Source organism: Weizmannia agrestimuris (assembly GCF_943193165.1).
In the GTDB taxonomy this organism is placed as follows: domain Bacteria; phylum Bacillota; class Bacilli; order Bacillales; family Bacillaceae_C; genus Weizmannia; species Weizmannia faecalis.
This window is the reverse complement of the sequence record NZ_CALPDC010000007.1, coordinates 13,516-32,667: the sequence shown is the minus strand read 5'-3', so window position 1 is coordinate 32,667 and position 19,152 is coordinate 13,516. Positions and strand designations below refer to the sequence as shown.

Sequence of the window (19,152 nt, the reverse complement as noted above, 5' to 3'; positions counted from 1 at the left end):
GGCTGAGGGTATAGATATATAAAATAAACTTAAGTTTTTACTCAAGCCCGAGCACCAATTTGCATCATGACTACTTTTTACAGTAGGCAACAGAGCTAAAGAAATTTTGTTCATTTTATATAGAAGGTTGAGCCGCACCAAAGGCTTTAACCTTCTTTTTTTAGGCAACCCTTTCTTTATCCAATATTCCTTCCGAAAGCTCCGCTCTTTTTCTAAGCGATCCATCAAGTACTGCAATTCTATCCTGTATCTATAGAAGATGCCGGAAAATACTGGCGCATTTTTGGGCTTAAAGGTATAACTATAATGGAGATAGGCTAGCCCATTTCTATCCGGCTCTAGAACGAAAAGACAAAGGAGTGTTGTAAACACTGTGAAGAAGATCATCCAGTTTTGCCTAAACAACAAATTTGCCATTTGGCTGATGACCCTCATTGTGGCGGGTGCTGGGATTTATGCCGGCATGAATATGAAAATGGAAACCATTCCGAATATCGACGCGCCATACATGCTGGTGACAGCCTCTGATCCGGGTGCCACACCGGAAGAAGTCGAAAATAAAATTACGCAACCGATCGAACAACGGCTGAAAAACCTCACCGGCGTCAATACGGTCTCCACTTCCTCGACGGAAAGCAATTCCCAGATCCAGCTTGAGTATAAATATGGCACGGATATGGATCAAGCGAAAAAAGACATCCAGGATGCGCTCGAAAAAGTGGACCTGCCGGATAATATTGACAAGCCGTCCGTAACAAGGATCAGCATCAATGATTTTCCGATCCTGTCTTTAAGTGTGTCGGATAAAAGCCGGTCTTTTCAGCACTTAACGAAAATTGTCGAAGAGGATCTTGTTCCAAAACTGCAGAGCATTGACGGCGTGTCCGATGTGCAGGCTTCCGGCCAGTACGTGCAGGAAGTCCAGCTGACCTTTAAACAGGACAAGTTGAATGCACTGGGGCTCGATGAGGACACTGTCAAAAAAGCGATCCAGGGCGCAAACGTTTCGGTACCGCTCGGCCTCATCAACTTCGGAAAAGAAAACAAATCGGTAGAAATCGATGGAAACGTGAAATCGCTGAAGCATTTTGAGAATCTGAAAATCCCGTACACCCCGAAAACGGGTGCAGCTTCCGCTTCGTCCGCAGCCGCGCAGGCTTCAGGGGCACAATCCCCAAATGCGGCGCAGACTTCAGGAACGCAGGCCTCGGGTGCGCACGCTTCAGGGGCGCAGCAACCGGCGAATGCCGGAACGCAAGCGACGCAAGCCAACGTCGGTATGCCAACCGTTGCGTTAAAAGAGATTGCCGATATCAAAGTTGTCGGCAAGCATGAATCGATTTCTAAAACGAACGGGAAAGATTCAATCGGCATCCAAATTACAAAAGCTCCGGATGCAAACACGGTGGATGTTGCCGATGCAGTAAATAAAAAAGCCGCACAGTTTAAAGCGGACTATAAAGGCACACAAATTTCCACCATTCTGGACCAGGCAACACCTATCAAAGACTCCGTCAAAACGATGTTCGAAAAAGCAATCATCGGGGCCGTATTTGCGATTGTGGTCATCCTGCTGTCTTTGCGGAATGTGCGTTCCACCATTATCGCGGTCATCTCGATCCCGCTCTCGGTGCTGATTGCTTTTATTATTTTGCACCAGCTTGACATCACATTAAACGTGATGACACTCGGAGCCATGACGGTGGCAATCGGGCGCGTTATTGATGACTCGATTGTCGTCATTGAAAATATCTACAGACGCCTGACGTTGCGGGAAGAAAAACTGCGCGGAAAAGCGCTGATTCGTGAAGCGACGGTTGAAGTTTTTAAACCGGTTATGTCTTCCACGATCGTAACCGTCATCGTCTTTGTCCCGCTTGCACTTGTGAGAGGGATGGTCGGGGAACTGTTCATGCCGTTTGCCCTGACGCTAATTTTTGCCTTGCTAGCATCGCTTCTTGTGGCGATCACGGTGGTGCCGATGTTTGCCCATTCGTTATTTAAGAACGGGTTGAAGAAAAACACGCGGACTACGAACGAAGGGCACGGCCGGATCGCTTTATTTTACAAAAAGATTCTGAACTGGTCGCTCAACCATAAGCTGGTCACGTTCGGCATCGCATGCCTGCTTCTTATCGGTAGTTTGTTTTTAATCCCGCTTATCGGCGTCAGCTTTATTGAAAACGAAGGCCAGAAAGTCGTGTATGCCACCTATGCGCCGGAACCAGGGGAAACCCTTTCCGATGTGAAGAAGATAGCAGGAAAAGCGGAGGATTACTTAATCCACCGTAAAAATGTAAAAAATGTGCAATATTCCATTGGGGAGTCGGCTTTCAGCACCAACAGCAACTCCGCCATCTTTGTTGTCGAATATGACCAGGATACCAAAAATTTCGACCGCGAACCGGAAAAAGTCATTAAAGCCCTGCAACAAAGGACGGACCAGGGTACATGGAAATCACAGGACTTCGCATCTATGTCGAATGATGATTTAACGATGTATGTCTATGGCAACAATCTGGATGAAATCAAACCGGTCATCCATAAAATTGAAAAAGTCATGAAAAACAACGACAACTTGAAAAATGTTGAAACCAGCCTTTCCGAAACTTATCAGCAATACACGCTTGTCGCCAACCAGAACAAACTGGCTGCTCTCGGGTTAACAGCCGGCCAGCTCGGAACCGGCCTTGCGCAAACCGGCAACCGGACCGTGCTTACAACCGTTGAAAAAGGCGGAGAAGAATTAAATGTTTACGAACAGAACAAAACCGGGCATTACGACAATATTGGCGATCTGACCAATCAAAAAGTCACGTCGCCCCTCGGCACAAAAGTAGCGCTAAAAGATGTCGTGGACGTGAAAAAAGGCGAAACACCGGATGCAGTCTCGAAACGGGACGGCAAAATCTATGCCAGTGTAACCGGCAAGATCAAGACAGCTGACGTTGCGAAAGTGACACAACAAGTTCAAAACAAAGTGGATAAACTCGATATTCCAAAATACATCCATGTCGAAACCGGCGGCGTAACGGAAGACATCAATGACTCGTTTACAAAGCTCGGTTATGCGATGCTGGCTGCTGTTGCGATCGTTTATCTTGTGCTCGTGATTACATTCGGCGGGGCCCTCGCGCCGTTTACCATTCTTTTCTCACTGCCATTTGCCGTAATTGGTGCACTGGTCGCCCTGTACCTGGCGCATGAAACGATCAGCGTCACCGCCATGATCGGCGCCCTGATGCTGATCGGCATCGTGGTGACGAATGCCATTGTGCTAATCGACCGGGTGGTGCATAAAGAAAAGGCGGGGCTGTCCACACGCGAAGCATTGCTTGAAGCAGGCGCGACAAGGCTGCGCCCGATTTTAATGACCGCTTTTGCAACAATCTTTGCACTGATCCCGCTTGCTCTGGGCTACGGCGGCGGCGGGCTCATTTCGAAAGGGGTCGGCATCACAGTAATCGGCGGCTTGACCAGCTCCACTTTACTGACACTTATCATCGTCCCGGTTGTTTACGAATTTTTAATGAAGTTCAGGAAAAAAGAAAAACATCCGGAAGAAGTATGAAAAAAGAGGTTGCCGGGGGGCAACCTCTTTTTTTTGCATCAATGGAAGCTGCACCGGCGCTTGCGTTCGGATCCGGCAAAACTTGGGAAAGCCGGGATTTATCTGCAAACCCCGGTTCCTGTTCGATTTAGCTTCTTTCAAGTAGGGCTGAATAAGCAAAATTCTTTGATTTGGTAAGAATGCTGGAGGCCGGTTTTTTTCGTGCTTCTTTAACGTAGACGCGCTCTATGTGAAGGAAGGTCTTCTTTTTTCCACGCTTCCTTAACGTAGACGTGCTCTATGTGAAGGAAGGTCTTCTTTTTTCCACGCTTCCTTAACATAGGGCTTGCTGAATCACCAAACTTCCTAGATTTGGAAAAACTTAATACAATGTGCAAGGGTTAAAGATGGATTCTTCTATATTTTGAAAAAGAGCTTGCTGACAAATTGGGTACAAATTCAGAATCGGATTCGTTCACCAAGCCCCAAGTAGGACATTTCGAGCCAGGATGCAGCTCCTTTTGTCCTTTTGGCAGATTCAAAAGGACATTTCGGGCTCGGATGCAACGTGTTTTGTCCTTTTGACAGCTTCAAAAAGACATTTCGGACCCAAACGCGACTCCTTTTGGTCCTTTTACATCACGCAAAAGAACAATTTGACCTCACTGTACGGCTAGTTTCTCTTTTTTTGCCAGGTCCGCTGATTCGCATCCTTGCTGAAGAAATTAAAAAAGCCGACCTATCTTTCAGGTCCAGCCTCGTAAACGCAATGAAGATTCATTTTTTAGCAAACGCTACAAAAACGGCCATTGCAAAACCCGAAAGCCCCTAATTTCCCCCAAGAATGATCGCAGCGGGTTCGGGAGCGGGTTTTCCAATATAGTACCCTTGCGCCAAATGCATGCCGATCGATTTGCAATAGAGCAGTTCTTCTTCGCGTTCAATTCCTTCCGCTAGCACATAAATACCGGTTTCTCCCGCAATTTCCATGACTTCCTGCAAAAAGCGCTGTTTGACCTTATTCTCGTCGCAATGGGAAATGAAAAAACGGTCGATTTTCACATAGTTCGGATTTAAAATTTTCAAAGTTTCAAGCGTTGCGTACCCTGAACCGAGATCATCAAGCGCCACGCCGACGCCAAGATCACGGTAGATCCCGAGTATCTTTTTTAAAAAGTGGACATCATTGATCTTCTCGGTTTCCACAACCTCAAAGACAAGGTCCTCCGGGGAAATATCGTACTGTTCGATCAAAGTAAACGTATGCCGCAAGCAAAACTTGTAATCATAAATCGAAGCGGGCAAAAAATTGATAAAGCTCTTCACGCCGCGGGGAAGTTTCTCAGCACGGGCTTTCAGTGCCGCTTCCCTGGCGCGCAAATCCAATAACGAATGCAGTCCGGTTTTATGGGCGACATCAAATAATAGGCCCGGGGGAATGTTCCGGTTCGGCAAACGGGTGCGCAGCAAAGATTCATAGCCGTATATTTGGTTGTCCTGAATGCGGATGATCGGCTGAAAATAACTCGTCAGGCTGCCGGAAATAATCACTTTTACAAGCATCTCATAGCGGATGCGCTCTTTTAATTGAGAAAGCGGCAGGGAGAGCACCGAAAATCCGGACCCGGACGGATGGACACTGGTGAACAGATCAACCGTTTCGGGCATATCTTTTATGATATCAAATAAAGTATCCTTTTCTTCAAACGGAACCATTAAATGCTCGGAAAGGACTTCGTATACACAGGATTTCTGCGTCATATATTCAATGACAGCCTGTGTTTTTTGTATGTATAATAAACCGCTTTCCGGAATATAAAAAGATGCATCGTTCTCCAGGTTTGGCTTCTCATTCAGCATATGATTCATCCTTATCCAGTCGTTTAACTTATTTATACCAAAAAATGCCCGGCAAAGCCACTATTAAAAGCAGGCGGCATCATCCCGGCCGGAAAAAGCGTCCAAAAGCGCTTTTTCTCCCTTTCCTATTCCGCAATTGAGAATTAAATATCGAAAATGAAAATAGAAAATTTCTATCTCACTTCTATTTCCACCCCTTTTCTTTTGATATAAAAAACTTTACTTTAAATTTATTATAAATAAATATTGATTTTTATAATGAATCAGTTATAATATAGACATCAAAATAGCAAAAGGTGGGAAAATGATGAGTGATCAAAAAGACAACAAAAAAATGACAACTGCATTCGGTGCCCCGGTTCCGAATGACACAGATTCAAAAACCGCCGGCAAAAGAGGGCCGTTATTGATGGAGGATGTCTGGTTTATTGAAAAGCTGGCCCACTTCGACCGAGAAGTGATCCCGGAGCGGCGGATGCATGCAAAAGGTTCCGGCGCCTACGGGACATTCACGGTGACAAACGATATAACGAAATATACGAAGGCAAAACTTTTCTCAAAAGTCGGCAAAAAAACCGATATGTTCATCCGTTTCTCAACCGTTGCCGGCGAACGCGGCGCGGCGGATGCCGAACGCGATATCCGCGGAACGGCCATGAAATTTTACACAGAAGAAGGCAATTGGGACCTTGTCGGGAACAACACGCCTGTATTTTTCCTCAGAGACCCGAAACGTTTCCCGGATTTGAACCATGTCGTCAAACGCAACCCGCGCACCAATATGCACAGTGCACAGGCAAACTGGGATTTTTGGACGCTGCTTCCTGAAGCGCTCCACCAAGTAACGATTACGATGAGCGACCGTGGCATTCCGGCAAGCTACCGGAATATGCATATGTTCGGCAGCCATACGTACAGCATGTTCAACGCAAACAATGAACGCGTCTGGGTCAAATTCCACTTTAAAACACAACAGGGCATCAAAAACCTGACGGATGAAGAAGCACAGGAAATCATCGGCCGCGACCGCGACAGCCATCAGCGCGATTTGTACGAAGCGATTGAAAGCGGCGACTATCCGCGCTGGACGATGTACATCCAGGTGATGACGGAAGAAGAGGCGAAAAACCTTCCGTATAATCCGTTCGATTTAACAAAGGTATGGTACCATAAAGATTTTCCGTTGATTGAAGTGGGTATCGTGGAACTGAACCGCAACCCGGAAAACTATTTTGCAGAAGTCGAACAGGCCGCGTTCGCCCCGACCAATATTGTGCCGGGCATCGGGTTCTCGCCGGATAAAATGCTGCAGGGCCGCCTTTTCTCTTACGGCGATGCGCAGCGTTACCGGTTAGGCGTCAACCACTGGCAAATTCCTGTCAACTATCCGAAAAAAGCGGAACACTTCCATCCGTACCACCGCGATGGCGCAATGCGGGTTTTCAATCCGGCTGAAGGCGGTTCCGTTTCATACAGCCCGAACAGTTACGGCGAATGGGAAGACAGCAAGGAGCACGCAGAACCGGCACTCGATATTTTAGGTACGGCTGACTATCACAATTTCCGTGAAGATGACGACAACTATTATGAACAGCCCGGCAAACTGTTCAGGCTGATGGCGCCGGAAGAACAGCAACGACTGTTTGCAAACACCGCCCGCAATATGCAGGGAACGACAAGAGAAGTCCAGCTCCGCCATATTACGAACTGTTATTATGCAGATCCGGCATACGGCGAGGGCGTCGCGCGCGCACTCGGCATTCCGATGAGCGAAGTAGAGGCGGCTGTTTCGAGGAAATAACTGGCGGATGAAGGTTTGCGGTGCCGCTAAATGCACATTTATAAAATGCTCTTCAGTTTTTGCATCAAGCCCGCGCACCAATTTGCCGGATGATGACTTTTTGCGGCAGGCAAAAGAGCGGCAACATTTTGTTCACTTTATATAGGGCTTGCTGAACGAATCCGGTTCTGAATTTGTACCCAATTTGTCTGCAAACTCCATCGCAAAATATATGCGAAAATGCGTGAGTTTGTCTTCTCCATACGTTGAATCGGCTTTCGCGTGCAGGCATTTCCCTGGATTTGTTGTAAAACCTTTGCATTTAAATGGTTGCCAAAGCTGTCAGCATCCTTTCCAAATCTAGGAATTTCGCTTATTCAGCAAGCCCTATATAGATATAAAATACAAAAGACGTTGAGGCACCATTTCGATTCGTGCCGCAACGTCTTTTAAATTGATTTAGAGTGACAGGGCACAGTGCTAGATGGTGTCCCGCCCTCTTTTCGATAGATTTTGCCGGGTCATTTATATCCTTTTTTTGTAATTTTCGCCCATATGTCATGATACCAGCCGATCAGCGTGCTAAAAGCCGGGTCAAACAACCCTTTCATTTTTTGGATGGTCCATACTGTGAACAAGGCAACAATAATGCTTGCCGCAATATCCCCCGGATAATGGTGCCCGACCCATACACGGGAAATGCCGGTCAAAACGGCACAGAGCATCATCGCTAATCCGAGTTTCCGGTTCCGCACCCATAAGGCGAAAGCCATGGCAAACGTGCCTGTCGCATGGTCGCTCGGAAATGAGTCGTCGGCCGCATGCGGAATTAAAATGCTGGTATGATACGTGACAAATGGCCGCGGTTCATAATAAACAAGCGTAATCACATAATTGACCAGCAAAGCGGCAACACCGGCAATGCCGGCATAAAGCACCATGTTTTTCATTTTATCATTGCCTAAAAACCACACAATCAATAAAACAGCGGCAAAAAGCGGCAAGGCATCCTGTGTAAAAAAAATCATGATGTCATCCAGTAATTTTTCATGCCCTGACAAGTTGTGGACCATAAAAAACAATCTGGCGTTCTCATTCATGGCTCTATTTCCTTTCTTCTATGGCTGGTTTTGATAGAAAAATGTTTGTCAAACATCTCGTCCATCCGCACGAACCGGAAGCCGCGCGCTTTTAATGCCGGAATCGCAACCCGCAAACCTTCAATTGTATACTGCGGGGCATCCTCATCTGCGCCCGGCGTGACGCCGCAATCATGCAGCAAAATCACATCGCCGCTTTCCACCCGGGTGATCAGGCCGTTTGAAACCTTTTCCGAACCGCCTTTTCTCTTCCAATCGCGGAACATTTTCGACCAGTGCACCATGCGGAACTGCTTGTGCAGAAAAAAGTCCAGCAGATGCATCATTCCCCACGGCGGGCGGTAAAAAACCGGTCTCTCGCCGGTGATGTTTTCAATAATCCGTGCCGACTGCTCAAGCGTGCGCGCATTTTTCCAAGGGCTGATCAGCCAGTTGCACTGGTGCTTATAATTATGAAGGCCGATACAATGCCCTTCACGCGACATGCGCAAAACGAGTTCCGGATACCGGGCCGCCCTTTCCCCGACGAGAAAGAAAGTGGCCTTAATTCTTTCCCGCTTTAAAAGATCAAGCAGTACCGGCGTATAGACCGGGTCCGGCCCGTCATCAAAGGTGAGCGCAATCTCCGCATCTTTTTTTCCTTTCCAACATACCCAAAAACCGAGTTTGGCCGCTAAAACATATGGAATAATAGCATATATGAGAATGAATAAAATCAATACCCAGATGATGACTTCCAAACCGTGCCGCTCCTTTCATCCAAAGATTCATGCGGGTGATGCACAAGCAAAGCCTTTTTTCGCATCCTTGCATACTTTCCGTGCGCGGTATCCGGCATTTCCGGATCAGACGCATGAATGAGCCGTGCATATTTCGCCTGGTCAATAACGGAAAGCACCCGAAAAGCGGCCTCTCTGTTTTGAATCGATAGCGTGTTTCTTTTCATCTTCGCAAGCTGTGCCCTGTTTTCATTCAGGCGGGCTAAACACCGGATTAACGTGCCTTCATCTGCTGCCTCAACTGCTGCGCCCGCTTGTGTTAAAAAGGCTGCGTTATCTTCTTCCTGGCCCGGCAGCGCTTTGTATAAAATCATCGGCAGTTCCATGGCCAATGCTTCCGCTGTTGTCACGCCGCCCGGTTTCGTAATCATCACGTCCGAGACAGCCATTAAATCACGCACATAATCAATATAGCCGAGCACGAAAACCTTGTGCTTCGTCCCTTTCAGATCATCCATCAGGCGGGCGCGTAGTTTTTCATTATGCCCGCACACGATCAACAGCTGCATGCGGAAAGGTACCTCGTCCAGTTTTTCAGCCGTGAACAGCCCGTCCCCGAACAGGCCTTCCCCGCCGCCCATGACAAGCACGGCCGGTAACGCCGGATCGAGGCCGTATTTTTTGTACAAAGCCTGCTTGTTCACCGGTTTCAGGAAACTCGGTTTAATCGGGATCCCTGTACAGGAAATTTTTCGGCCGGGAATGCCGAGCCTGATCAACTGCCGGCGCAACATATGCGAACCAACGACATAGTGATCTGTGTACGGGTGCAGCCATGAACTGTGGTGCGTATGGTCGGTAATGACGGTAACGAGCGGAATATCCGTAAGCCCGTATTCCTTTAATTTTGAAATCATAGAAGACGCAAAAGGATAGGTGCTGACAATAACGGATGGGCGTATCGTTTCGAGCATCCGCAGCGTCTTTCTCATCCCCGTTGAAAATAAGCCGGTCAATGTTTTTGACAGGGCATTCCTTCCATACGTTTTACGATACAAATACCCGTAAAGATTCGGGAACTTTTCAATACCTTTCATATAAACATAGTGGCTGACCGGGAATAAGGTGGGATGGACCCATTCCATGAAATCGACGACAACCGGGTCTGCTTTTGGGGAACGAATTTTCATCGCCTGTTCAATTGCCCGGGCGGCCTGCAAATGCCCTTCCCCAAAAGCGCCTGTTAATATCAACACTTTGTCTTTTTTCTTGTTGGCCATTCTCTTTTCCCCCCTGCTTTTCGGTCTGTTTACAGAAAACGCGCCGCTTCTCTTTCTCATGCGGCCTCTTTCGATACAATACAATAGACTTTGAGGGTAAAAGAAAAGTTCATTTATAGGCGATAAAAATTTGCGGTCATTGTTTTCCTGCTCTTCCATTTAAACGAATTATGGAAAACACTGTAAAAATTTGCTTCGAAAAAAAGAAACAGGCAAGGCTTTTTTCGGAAACAAAAACCCCGTTTGGAATTTTTTTCTAAACGAGGACAGGTAAAAAAACGCAACTGGGTACTCACAAAAAAACATGCGGCTCCTTATTTTGCGGCCGCATGTTTTTTCCTGTTTCTCCATTTTTGAAATAGCCATGTGACCGAAAGCCCGAGCGAGTACCAGAACAAAATCAGGAAAATGACTTCCCCGACGAGCGGGATGCTGCAAAGGGCAATCAGGATCGTCACACCCGTTAACAGTTTCAGCCATTCCTGCCTGCCGTTTAAAACGGCAAAGGTGCTACCGATTTCCCGGCCAAGAAACACGAGTCCTGCCAGGAGGGATACAAAAACAGCAAGGCATAACAGAAGGACAACCGGTATTAATACCACTGTAATCGTCAAAAACAGGCTGAGCGCAAGGACGACAAGCGACAGCAGGCAGCCGGTGATGATCATCCTTCCGGGCCGCGTGTAAAAGGACCGGATCCCGGAAAAAAACGGTTTTTTCGCGACTAAGCCGAACAAAACAGTGCACACAATCAACAATAGACTTGCGGAAAGCCGGAAAAACCAGAGGGCAAGAAGCATGACAGCGGCAAAAATCATACTGTCAAGCGTTTTATTGTTCATATTGATAGATAGGACATGTTCCGTTACACGGGCACCCGGCTGCTGTTTGATATTGCCGCCGAGCACAAAGACAGAGCCGCGAATATCCGCTGACTTACGAATATTCAAATTCCCGTTGATCACAATGACGGCTGTTTTGACATATCCGCTGACGGTCGCGTTATTCCCGATCACAACGACATTTTCGACTTTTTCATTTTTCGGGATGACCGTATGCCGGTCGTGGATGATGATTCTCATTCTTTTTTCCTTTGCAAACGCAGGGTGGAAACCCGCCCCTGCGCTCAGAAAAAGCAGGAGCAAGGACAATAAGCAAATCAATATTTTTGCGGCTTTCATTTTTTTCTCCATCCCCTACTCCTTCACCGGCTTCATGGTGAGAAGGCCAAACAAAATCCAGATACAAACGGCCAAAATCACCGCTATCACCACCATAATCCCCGCAGACAAAGCCGGGAGCGCGGAAAGAATGGAAAGCGCAATATGAAAGCCGCTTGAAAGAATATTGAAGAGGGCCTGAAAAATATTCATGCCGACATAAAACGGTTTTCTCATCACCGGGTAGGTGGCAAGCACAGAAGCGGCACAGCAAACCGCAAAGAACCAGACAAACACGCGGTAATGCATCGCCAATTTTTCCTGCGGCATAATTTTAGCCAGAACCGCCTTTTCAAACTGGATTCCCGGCACCTCAACCGAATGGTAAAAACGGCTGATTTCCGCCTGGACCGCCTCCAATTCTTCCAGTTCGCGGCGGCAATCCGGGCAAAGGGCAAGATGGGCTTCAACCTTTTTTCGGTCCGTTTCACTTAACGCATCATCCATGAAGGCCGGCAATAAATCCCGGACGTGTGTTTCCATGTGATCACCCTCTTGAAAGTTCTTTTTTCAAAATATTTCTCGCTGTGTTGATGCGCGACTTGACGGTACCAAGCGGGATGTTCAAGATGTCTGCGATCTCTTCATAGGAATAGCCCTGGATATCGCGCAATACGATCGCTGCCCGGTGTTCCGGCGACAATTTTTCCATCGCGCTGCGGATGTCAAATCTCAAATTGGCGTTGTCGATATTGGAAGTTGGCCTCCTAAGTGGCTCCTCTTCTATTTCCGCCTGAAGATCCACTTTTTTTCGCATTTTTTTCAGCCGGTCGTAGCATAAATGAGAGACGATCTTCGACATCCAGGAGGCAAAAGCATAGGCATGTTCCAGTTTATCCAGGGCGTACCAGGCTTTCACAAATGCTTCCTGGGAGATATCTTCCGCTTCCATCCGGTCGCCTGTCATGGCATATGCATGCCGGAACACCTCCCCTTTAAACCGGGCCACCAGCACGGCAAACGCATCTGTATCTCCTGCTTTTGCCTGCCGGATCAACTGTGTTAAATCCTGCTCCACCATTTTCAACTCCCTGCTTAAGCAACGCGATCTTTTGTCGTTGCCCGGGCATGTGCAAAAGCGGCCGGGAAATTGCAGGTGCACTTGCCCATTTCATTCCATGTTCATTATGGCATATTTTCCTTTCCGCCATCAGGAAGTTTTTTTCATCCGCTTAGCGCCTCATTTGGATAGGAGTACCCCATACCGGCCGGAAAACGGGCGGCAAAAAGCCGATGCAAGCGTTGGGCCGGCCTGAAACATGCGCCCGAACTCCACGGCAGGAAGATGGTAAAAGTACCCGGAAACAAAAACGACAAGTCCTTTCCAGCAATACGGCCCCATAGACGCCCCGCAAAAAAATCAATAAGAGGTTGAAACATAGTACTGGTCCTTCAGCACTTTATCCGGCGTTTGGTTTGCTTTGCGGCCGAGCAGACCGCGGATCAATACATCAAATTCTTTCCCCCTGAGTTCGATTTCGCTCCCGTATTGGCGCAGCCGCCGGTAAAACCGGGCCAGTTGCTTCCCGTCTTCCAAAATTTCCATCACCTGTTCCTCCACCGGTTTGGTGAAGTCCAGTTCAAAGACAAGCCCGTGTTGTTTCAAAAAAGCAAGATTGATTTCTTCCTGACCGGGGAGGACGGAGTGGATAAAAATCGGCAACTTTTTTTGAATCACTTCGCTGATCGTGACACCGCCCGGCTTTGTAATGATCGCATCCGCTTCATCGTACAGCCGGCTCATTTCCTTTCTGGACTGGATATAGGGAACCGGGATGATATGTTTCATCCCCCATCCATTCAGCTTGTTATACAGCTTTTCGTTTTTTCCGCATAACACATAATAATCGGCCCTGCCCGGCTGTTCCCGTTTTAATGCCTTCAGAAGGCGGTACAGATCGCCGAGGCCGCTACTGCCACCGGATATTAAGATTTTTTTCCGTGATGTATGGCGCAAAACCGTTCTTTCTTTAAACGCTTCATGAATCGGAATGCCGGTGACAAAAATGTTTTGTTCGGGAACGCCGTTACAGATGAGCGTCGTTTTGATCGTTTGGTTCGGCACAAAATGGATGTCAATTTCTTTCTTTCCCCACAAGCCGTTGACGAAAAAATCAGTGTACGCATTGATAACCGGGACATCAATTTTTCCTTTTGACTTCAGCCGGCTGAGCAGCATCGACGGAAAACTGTGCGTGCAAATGACAAGATCCGGATTTTCCTCGGCAATCAGTTTTTCCATTTGCTTAATAAAAGAGAGTTCATAGAGTTTCATTAATGCGGTCTGGTCGGCATCCGCATAAATAAAATGTTTGTACACCCATTGGTATGTCCGCGGTGCTTTCTGGATCCATTTCAAATACATTTTCGTGACGATTTTCTCCAGCGTCCCGCTCGTATAGGAAATCAAATCAACTTTTTTCATTTCAATGGTACTGTCCATACATTTCAATTTATGCATTAACGCCTCTGCGACCTGATGATGGCCGGACGGCATTTTTAAAAGCGGTAAAATGAGCACTTTAGCCAAGCTGTCTTCCTCCTTTTCCGGAAGCCTGTTCTTTTTACAATAAATAGACTTCCGCAATTGCCGGGAAGTTCATTCTGTTTTTTACCAAAAAAGCAGATTTTAAACAATTGAATTGTATACCGGATGGATGTCTTACAACAAGTATTTTGCCAATATTGGCCGTATTTTGAGCAGCAGCCGCCTGCACGGCTTTTAAAGGGCGTTTTGACCAGCATTTCATCACCTTGCTGTTTTGTATGCAAGCCTGGCAAAAGGATGGAAATCAGCCGATAATTTTTTCTGAATATATCACAGTTCTGTTGCCTGCTGTAAAAAACAGTCATCGTGCAATTTGGTGCTCGGGCTTGATGTAAAAACTTATATAGAACCGTGCTGCGCGGTATTTCGCTCGGAAAACCTTTCACGTAAATCACCGGCCGGCTTGTCGCCAGTTTCCCGCGTGCCGCATTGGTCGCTGAAAAACTGTGGGTTTTTTCATTGAATTCTCACGGTTTATTCAGAATAAGTCGCTATACTGGTCCCTTGAGAAATCTGGAAAATTATGCAAGAATACGAAGTGCAGGCGGCGGGGCATGATAAAAAAGACTGTTTTCATGCACCACCAACCCATTACATGCCAGAGAATGGATTCTATGCGTAAAGAACATTACATGAGGTGAGTCCTCCATGTTCGTGAAGAAGATAACCATTAGTCTTTTTAGTATCATATTTACGGTGTCATGCGCTCTTATCACAATCGGCAGTTTCTTTATCGCACCGCTGTGGGCCAAAAAAGATGACCCGCATTTCGTGCTGCTTGATGGAAAATGGAATATTTCAACGGGGCAGATGGCAGCGCTGTTCCTCTTTTCCGTAGTGGCCATCCTGTTTTATCTTGGCTGTTGCCGCATTTTTGCAAGGCTTTCAGACAAAGGGCTGAAAAGAATGGCAGCCTTTTTGTTTGCCGTTATTTTGTCTATTGAAACGGCGATTCTTATCCTGTTTCACGGGGTGCAGCCGCCCAAGGTGGATGGTGGCCATATTTATCTGGAAGCTTTGTATTTATTAAAGCACGGGACATTGCTCGGAAATGAGTACTATTTACAGCTGTACCCGAACAATGTACCGATTACCATTGCCCGTTACCTGCTTTACCGTTATGCTGCGTTTGGAAATCCGGACTGGTTTTTGATTGTTGATAAGCTGGCAGCGGCTTTGTTCCTGAATATTGGGATCTTTTTTCTCTGGCTGCTAGCGGTGAAAACATCCGGCCGCAAAACGGGAAATTTACTGCTTGTTTTCACAATCACATGGCTGCCGCTCTTTCTTTATATCCCGTATTTTTATACAGAAAGCCTTGCGATCGCCTTTCCGTCCATGGCGGTGTATTTTTGGTACTGCCACAGCCGTACGGGGCGCCCGGTATACCTTTTTCTGCTTGGTGCAGTGCTTGCTGTTGGATGCCAATTAAGGGAAAATATGGTATTGCTTTTGCCTGCCCTTTTGATCTACATGCTCTACACGCTCCGGCTGAAACAAACCGTGCTGCGAATAGCGTTCATTATGCTTGTTTTTTTGCCTGTCACTTTTGGGGCAGAGGCGTATTACCATCATCTCGGCTACCGGGAAAACGCGACCATCAAGGCACCGGTAACCCACTGGCTGGCGCTTGGCCTTTCAAATGAAGGCCGATACAATGTCGCGGATACGAGATTGTCAGAAAGTCTTCCCACCCAACAGGCAAAAAAACAGGCGGATTATGCACTGATCAAACAGCGGATCGAAACGAGGGGTACATCCGGTCTGCTCAAGCTTTGGGCGGTAAAAGCCTTCCGCACATTTTCACAAGGCGATCAGGCCTACGCCAAGTACAATCAGCGGATGGACCATTACAACGCCGCATACCGTTATGTTTACGGAGACCAGAATCAAGTGCTGTTGTTTATCATCCAGGTATTTCATATCGCAACGCTCTTTTTGCTGGCCGTTTCGGGCTTAACGTTCTTCCGTAAAATAAGATTTGATGTTCAATTACTCATGCAAATTTGCTTATTTGGCAGCTACTTGTTTTTCATTTTTATTTGGGAAGCAGAACCGCGCTACTCCCTCCTGTTCACGCCATTGATGATTTTTTGCGCTGCACGGGGTCTTGAAAAGATGCATCAGTTCTTGGAAGCAAAAAAATGGCTGCCGGCACAAAAAAGATGGAAACTGCAAACAGCAGGAAACTGGCTGCTCGTTTTAAGCCTTATTGTCCTGCTCGCCGTTTGCGCCAAATGGAATGAAAAAGCATTCACAGGAACAACCGAAAAATACGAGGATTATATCGTCAACCAGCAGGCGGCCAGAGGAAAACCTGTTGCGCTTGTTGACCGGCATCATACCGTTACCCAAACGTTTATCGCAGACAAAGCTTTCGACCGGGTCGCTTTTATGCCTGCCCGATTCCACGGTAAAGCCGCATACCGCGTTTCTTTATGGCATAAAAGCGGCGGGCGGCAAAAAATGGTGTTTGAACGAAAATTTACAAACCATAAGCGAAAAACAAACGGCTATAAGGCATTTCTTTTGAAAAAAGCCTTGCCCGGTGAAAACAGGCATTATGCACTCCGGGTCGAACAACTCTACGGACCGGCGCATGCCCGGATGTTCCTTCATGCGAACGGCCCAAGCGGACATTTTGAGCAGATGGATTTGTACGGAGGGGGCCAATTTTACCAAAACGGCAAACCGATGGCAAAAACAGACCTTACGTTTACCGTATCAAAACAGATTACCGGTCCCCATATAAACCGGCACCTGTACAGATGGCTGTTTGGATGTGCTTTCTTTATGCTTTTACTCTATGGGCTTACTGTCCTGCCGGGAGGGGCAAGCAGAAAAGCAGCTAAAAAAATCCGCGAATTTGCGGATGCCTGATCAAAATCTCCCCGCCTGAGCCGTTTGGCAGCCCGGCGCTTGACCAATAGAAAAGTTGGCAGATGCGAAAGACCTGAGCCGGCAACAAACGGGAAGCTTGTGGAGGCCTGAACCAGCGGGCGGGGAAAATTTCTGCGATCATACCGCGCGCTGGCCCGGATGTTCCAATGCTGATGGAAGCCAAATCAAAACGGCGAGAGCAGTTTCTCGCCGTTTTTTTTTGAGAACATCTTTTAAAAATCAGGATCATAGCTGATATCAAGGTCAAAATGGCCGGTGATGCCATCGATCGTTCCGGTTTCGGTGTACTGCCAAACGTCTGCATTCGTACCGAGCGTGATGTTATATCGTGCCAGCCAGATTTTGGTATTGCTAGGCCAAGAATCTGTATGGCCCTCAAGATAGCTTTTCCAATTAAAGTAGCCGGCATAAATGCCCACTTTCGCCTGCCCGAGCGTCTGCATTTCATTTAAGAAATAGCCAGCACAAGCCGGGGCCGCATTTGCCCACCAAGTTGTTGTAATGCTATTCGTCCCGGTAGGTTCTATATCTTCGAAAGCGTAGCCCGTAAACGCATAGCCGGTTTTCGCCTTTGCTTGGGCCAGCACTTGATAAAAATGCTTGGCTTCTGCAATATGCTGTGCGGAAGTGGTGGTGGAATTGCCGATCATATGATAAGCATGGACCGACAAGCCGGCGTTTCTGGCATACTTATAATAGGTATAAAACTTCGAATCCGTATATCCGCTTCCTTCTGTTGCTTTCAGAATGACAAAATTGTAGCCCTGGCTCTTCATAAGGTTAAAACTGTCTTGTGTCAGAGTTTGATAATGGCTGACATCCAGTCCCTTTGTCGTCGTGGCGGATGCAGTGGCTGATCCGGTACTGCCCGTTGTGGTCGTTCCGGATGCAGAACCTGATCCGGTGTTGCCCGTTGCGGTCGTTCCGGATGCAGAACCTGATCCAGTGTTGCCCGTTGCGGTCGTTCCGGATGCAGAACCTGATCCGGTGTTGCCTGTTGCAGCTGTCCCGGATGCAGAACCTGATCCAGTGTTGCCCGTTGTGGTCGTTCCGGACGTAGAACCCGATCCGGTGTTTCCCGTTGTAGTCGTTCCGGATGCAGAACCTGATCCAGTGTTGCCCGTTGTGGTCGTGCCACTTGTTGCTGCGGCAGACCCTGTAGATCCGGACGTGCTGCCGGTTGCCGTTCCCGTCGTTTTCCCACCCGCTGTGGAAGACCCCGTTTGGCTTGTTCCCGTCGTTGTGCTTGTTGTTCCACCCGCTGCCGGTGCAGGTTTTGTGAAGTGGCTCGTATAAATCCAGCCACTTTGGGTTGTCCCAACGACGCAGATATGGGACATATTTTGGGTGCTTTCTTTCACATACACCTGCTGATTCGGTCTAATAACAGCCGTATATTTTGTATGGGATGCAGATGTATACAGTTTGGAAGAAGCATAGACCGTTTTTTTCGCGAGCAAGCCGGTTAAGTTGTTCGCATAAATATATCCGGAGCTATTGCCTGCTTTCACTTGGTAACGACCGTGCGACCCATTAAAAACCGACACCTTTTGCCCATCTTTAATCGTCTTGTTATACGAATTTCCGGTTGCGGATGTGTATAATTTAGACGGCATCCACGTATATTTTACAACCGGTTTAATAAAATGGGTTTTGTCAACATAGCCGCTGTACCCGGTTCCGATCACGTGGGCCAGATACATGCCGTTTTTCGTTGCTTCCATTTTGATATACATCATCTTCCCCGCCGGTACGGAAGCAACATACGGGCCGCCTGCCGCCTGCTTATAAATTTTCGAACCAAAATAGTCCTCTTTTTTCACTTTGCTCCTTGTCAGGTTATCAGCATAAATGTAACCTGTTTTCCCACCTGCTTTCACCTTATAGCGCTTGCCTGACTTGCTGTAGACGGTTACCGCTGTCCCGCTGTTCACATTTCTGGAGTAAGCCGCGCCGGACGCCGTTTTATAAAGCTTCGACGGTGTCCACGTATACATGGTAGACGAGGCGGCTGAAGCAGGCTTCACAAAACTTAGCGCAAACAGCAATAAAAAACCCGCACCCCCCAAAAAAATCAATCTTCGCAATCTGTCTCCTCCTTTTGTTCTATGTATCAAACACCATTATAATCAATAAATCTCGTAAATTTTATCCCGAATTTGAAAAAAATAGTGAACAATCATTCTAAATGAGT

The 19,152-nt window shown here is 47.3% G+C and carries 12 protein-coding genes; 3 read left to right on the top strand and 9 right to left on the bottom strand.

All coding sequences use genetic code 11. The features are described 5' to 3' along the window. Positions 1 to 373 precede the first annotated feature (373 nt). Positions 374 to 3,571 (top strand): efflux RND transporter permease subunit, encoded by a 3,198-nt coding sequence (locus NFR98_RS05100; RefSeq protein WP_017552014.1) that lies wholly within the window; start codon positions 374 to 376, stop codon positions 3,569 to 3,571. Positions 3,572 to 4,378: 807 nt separating this feature from the next. Here NFR98_RS05100 and NFR98_RS05095 read toward each other — a convergent pair. Further along, a complete protein-coding gene (locus NFR98_RS05095; protein ID WP_014097510.1) occupies positions 4,379 to 5,410 on the bottom strand; it encodes an EAL domain-containing protein in 1,032 nt (343 codons plus the stop codon). Between the two features lie 307 nt (positions 5,411 to 5,717). Here NFR98_RS05095 and NFR98_RS05090 point away from each other — a divergent pair, with 307 nt between their 5' ends. After that, positions 5,718 to 7,211 (top strand): catalase, encoded by a 1,494-nt coding sequence (locus NFR98_RS05090; protein ID WP_014097509.1) that lies wholly within the window; start codon positions 5,718 to 5,720, stop codon positions 7,209 to 7,211. 500 nt (positions 7,212 to 7,711) lie between these two features. Here the strand turns inward: NFR98_RS05090 and NFR98_RS05085 are convergent, their stop codons facing one another. From NFR98_RS05085 to NFR98_RS05055, 7 genes are all read right to left on the bottom strand, one after another. Beyond that, complete coding sequence (locus NFR98_RS05085) at positions 7,712 to 8,290, bottom strand: undecaprenyl-diphosphatase (RefSeq protein ID WP_014097508.1); 579 nt, start codon at positions 8,288 to 8,290, stop codon at positions 7,712 to 7,714. Beyond that, positions 8,287 to 9,030 (bottom strand): polysaccharide deacetylase family protein, encoded by a 744-nt coding sequence (locus NFR98_RS05080; RefSeq protein WP_017552011.1) that lies wholly within the window; start codon positions 9,028 to 9,030, stop codon positions 8,287 to 8,289. The genes NFR98_RS05085 and NFR98_RS05080 overlap by 4 nt, the downstream gene beginning before the upstream one ends. Then, positions 9,006 to 10,289 carry an MGDG synthase family glycosyltransferase gene (locus NFR98_RS05075; RefSeq protein ID WP_014097506.1) on the bottom strand — a complete coding sequence of 428 codons (1,284 nt, stop codon included), beginning with the start codon at positions 10,287 to 10,289 and terminating at the stop codon, positions 9,006 to 9,008. Before NFR98_RS05075 ends, NFR98_RS05080 begins: the two co-directional genes overlap by 25 nt. A gap of 314 nt (positions 10,290 to 10,603) precedes the next feature. Further along, positions 10,604 to 11,482, bottom strand: coding sequence for a hypothetical protein (locus NFR98_RS05070; protein ID WP_013860166.1), 879 nt, complete (start codon positions 11,480 to 11,482; stop codon positions 10,604 to 10,606). A gap of 3 nt (positions 11,483 to 11,485) precedes the next feature. Next, positions 11,486 to 11,992 carry an anti-sigma factor family protein gene (locus tag NFR98_RS05065; protein WP_017552009.1) on the bottom strand — a complete coding sequence of 169 codons (507 nt, stop codon included), beginning with the start codon at positions 11,990 to 11,992 and terminating at the stop codon, positions 11,486 to 11,488. A 4-nt stretch (positions 11,993 to 11,996) separates the two neighbouring features. Further along, positions 11,997 to 12,530, bottom strand: coding sequence for an RNA polymerase sigma factor (locus tag NFR98_RS05060; protein ID WP_017552008.1), 534 nt, complete (start codon positions 12,528 to 12,530; stop codon positions 11,997 to 11,999). 339 nt (positions 12,531 to 12,869) lie between these two features. Further along, positions 12,870 to 14,030, bottom strand: a complete 1,161-nt coding sequence (locus NFR98_RS05055) for an MGDG synthase family glycosyltransferase (protein WP_235801597.1) — start codon at positions 14,028 to 14,030, stop codon at positions 12,870 to 12,872. Between the two features lie 675 nt (positions 14,031 to 14,705). On the opposite strand from NFR98_RS05055, the gene NFR98_RS05050 reads away from it, so the two are divergent. Beyond that, entirely contained in the window at positions 14,706 to 16,937 is a 2,232-nt protein-coding gene (locus tag NFR98_RS05050) for a glycosyltransferase-like membrane protein (RefSeq protein WP_014097502.1), read from the top strand. Between the two features lie 233 nt (positions 16,938 to 17,170). On the opposite strand, the gene NFR98_RS05045 is transcribed toward NFR98_RS05050, so the two are convergent. After that, positions 17,171 to 19,045: a glycoside hydrolase family 25 protein gene (locus NFR98_RS05045; protein WP_110134125.1), complete on the bottom strand. Its 1,875-nt coding sequence runs from the start codon at positions 19,043 to 19,045 to the stop codon at positions 17,171 to 17,173. Positions 19,046 to 19,152 lie beyond the last annotated feature (107 nt).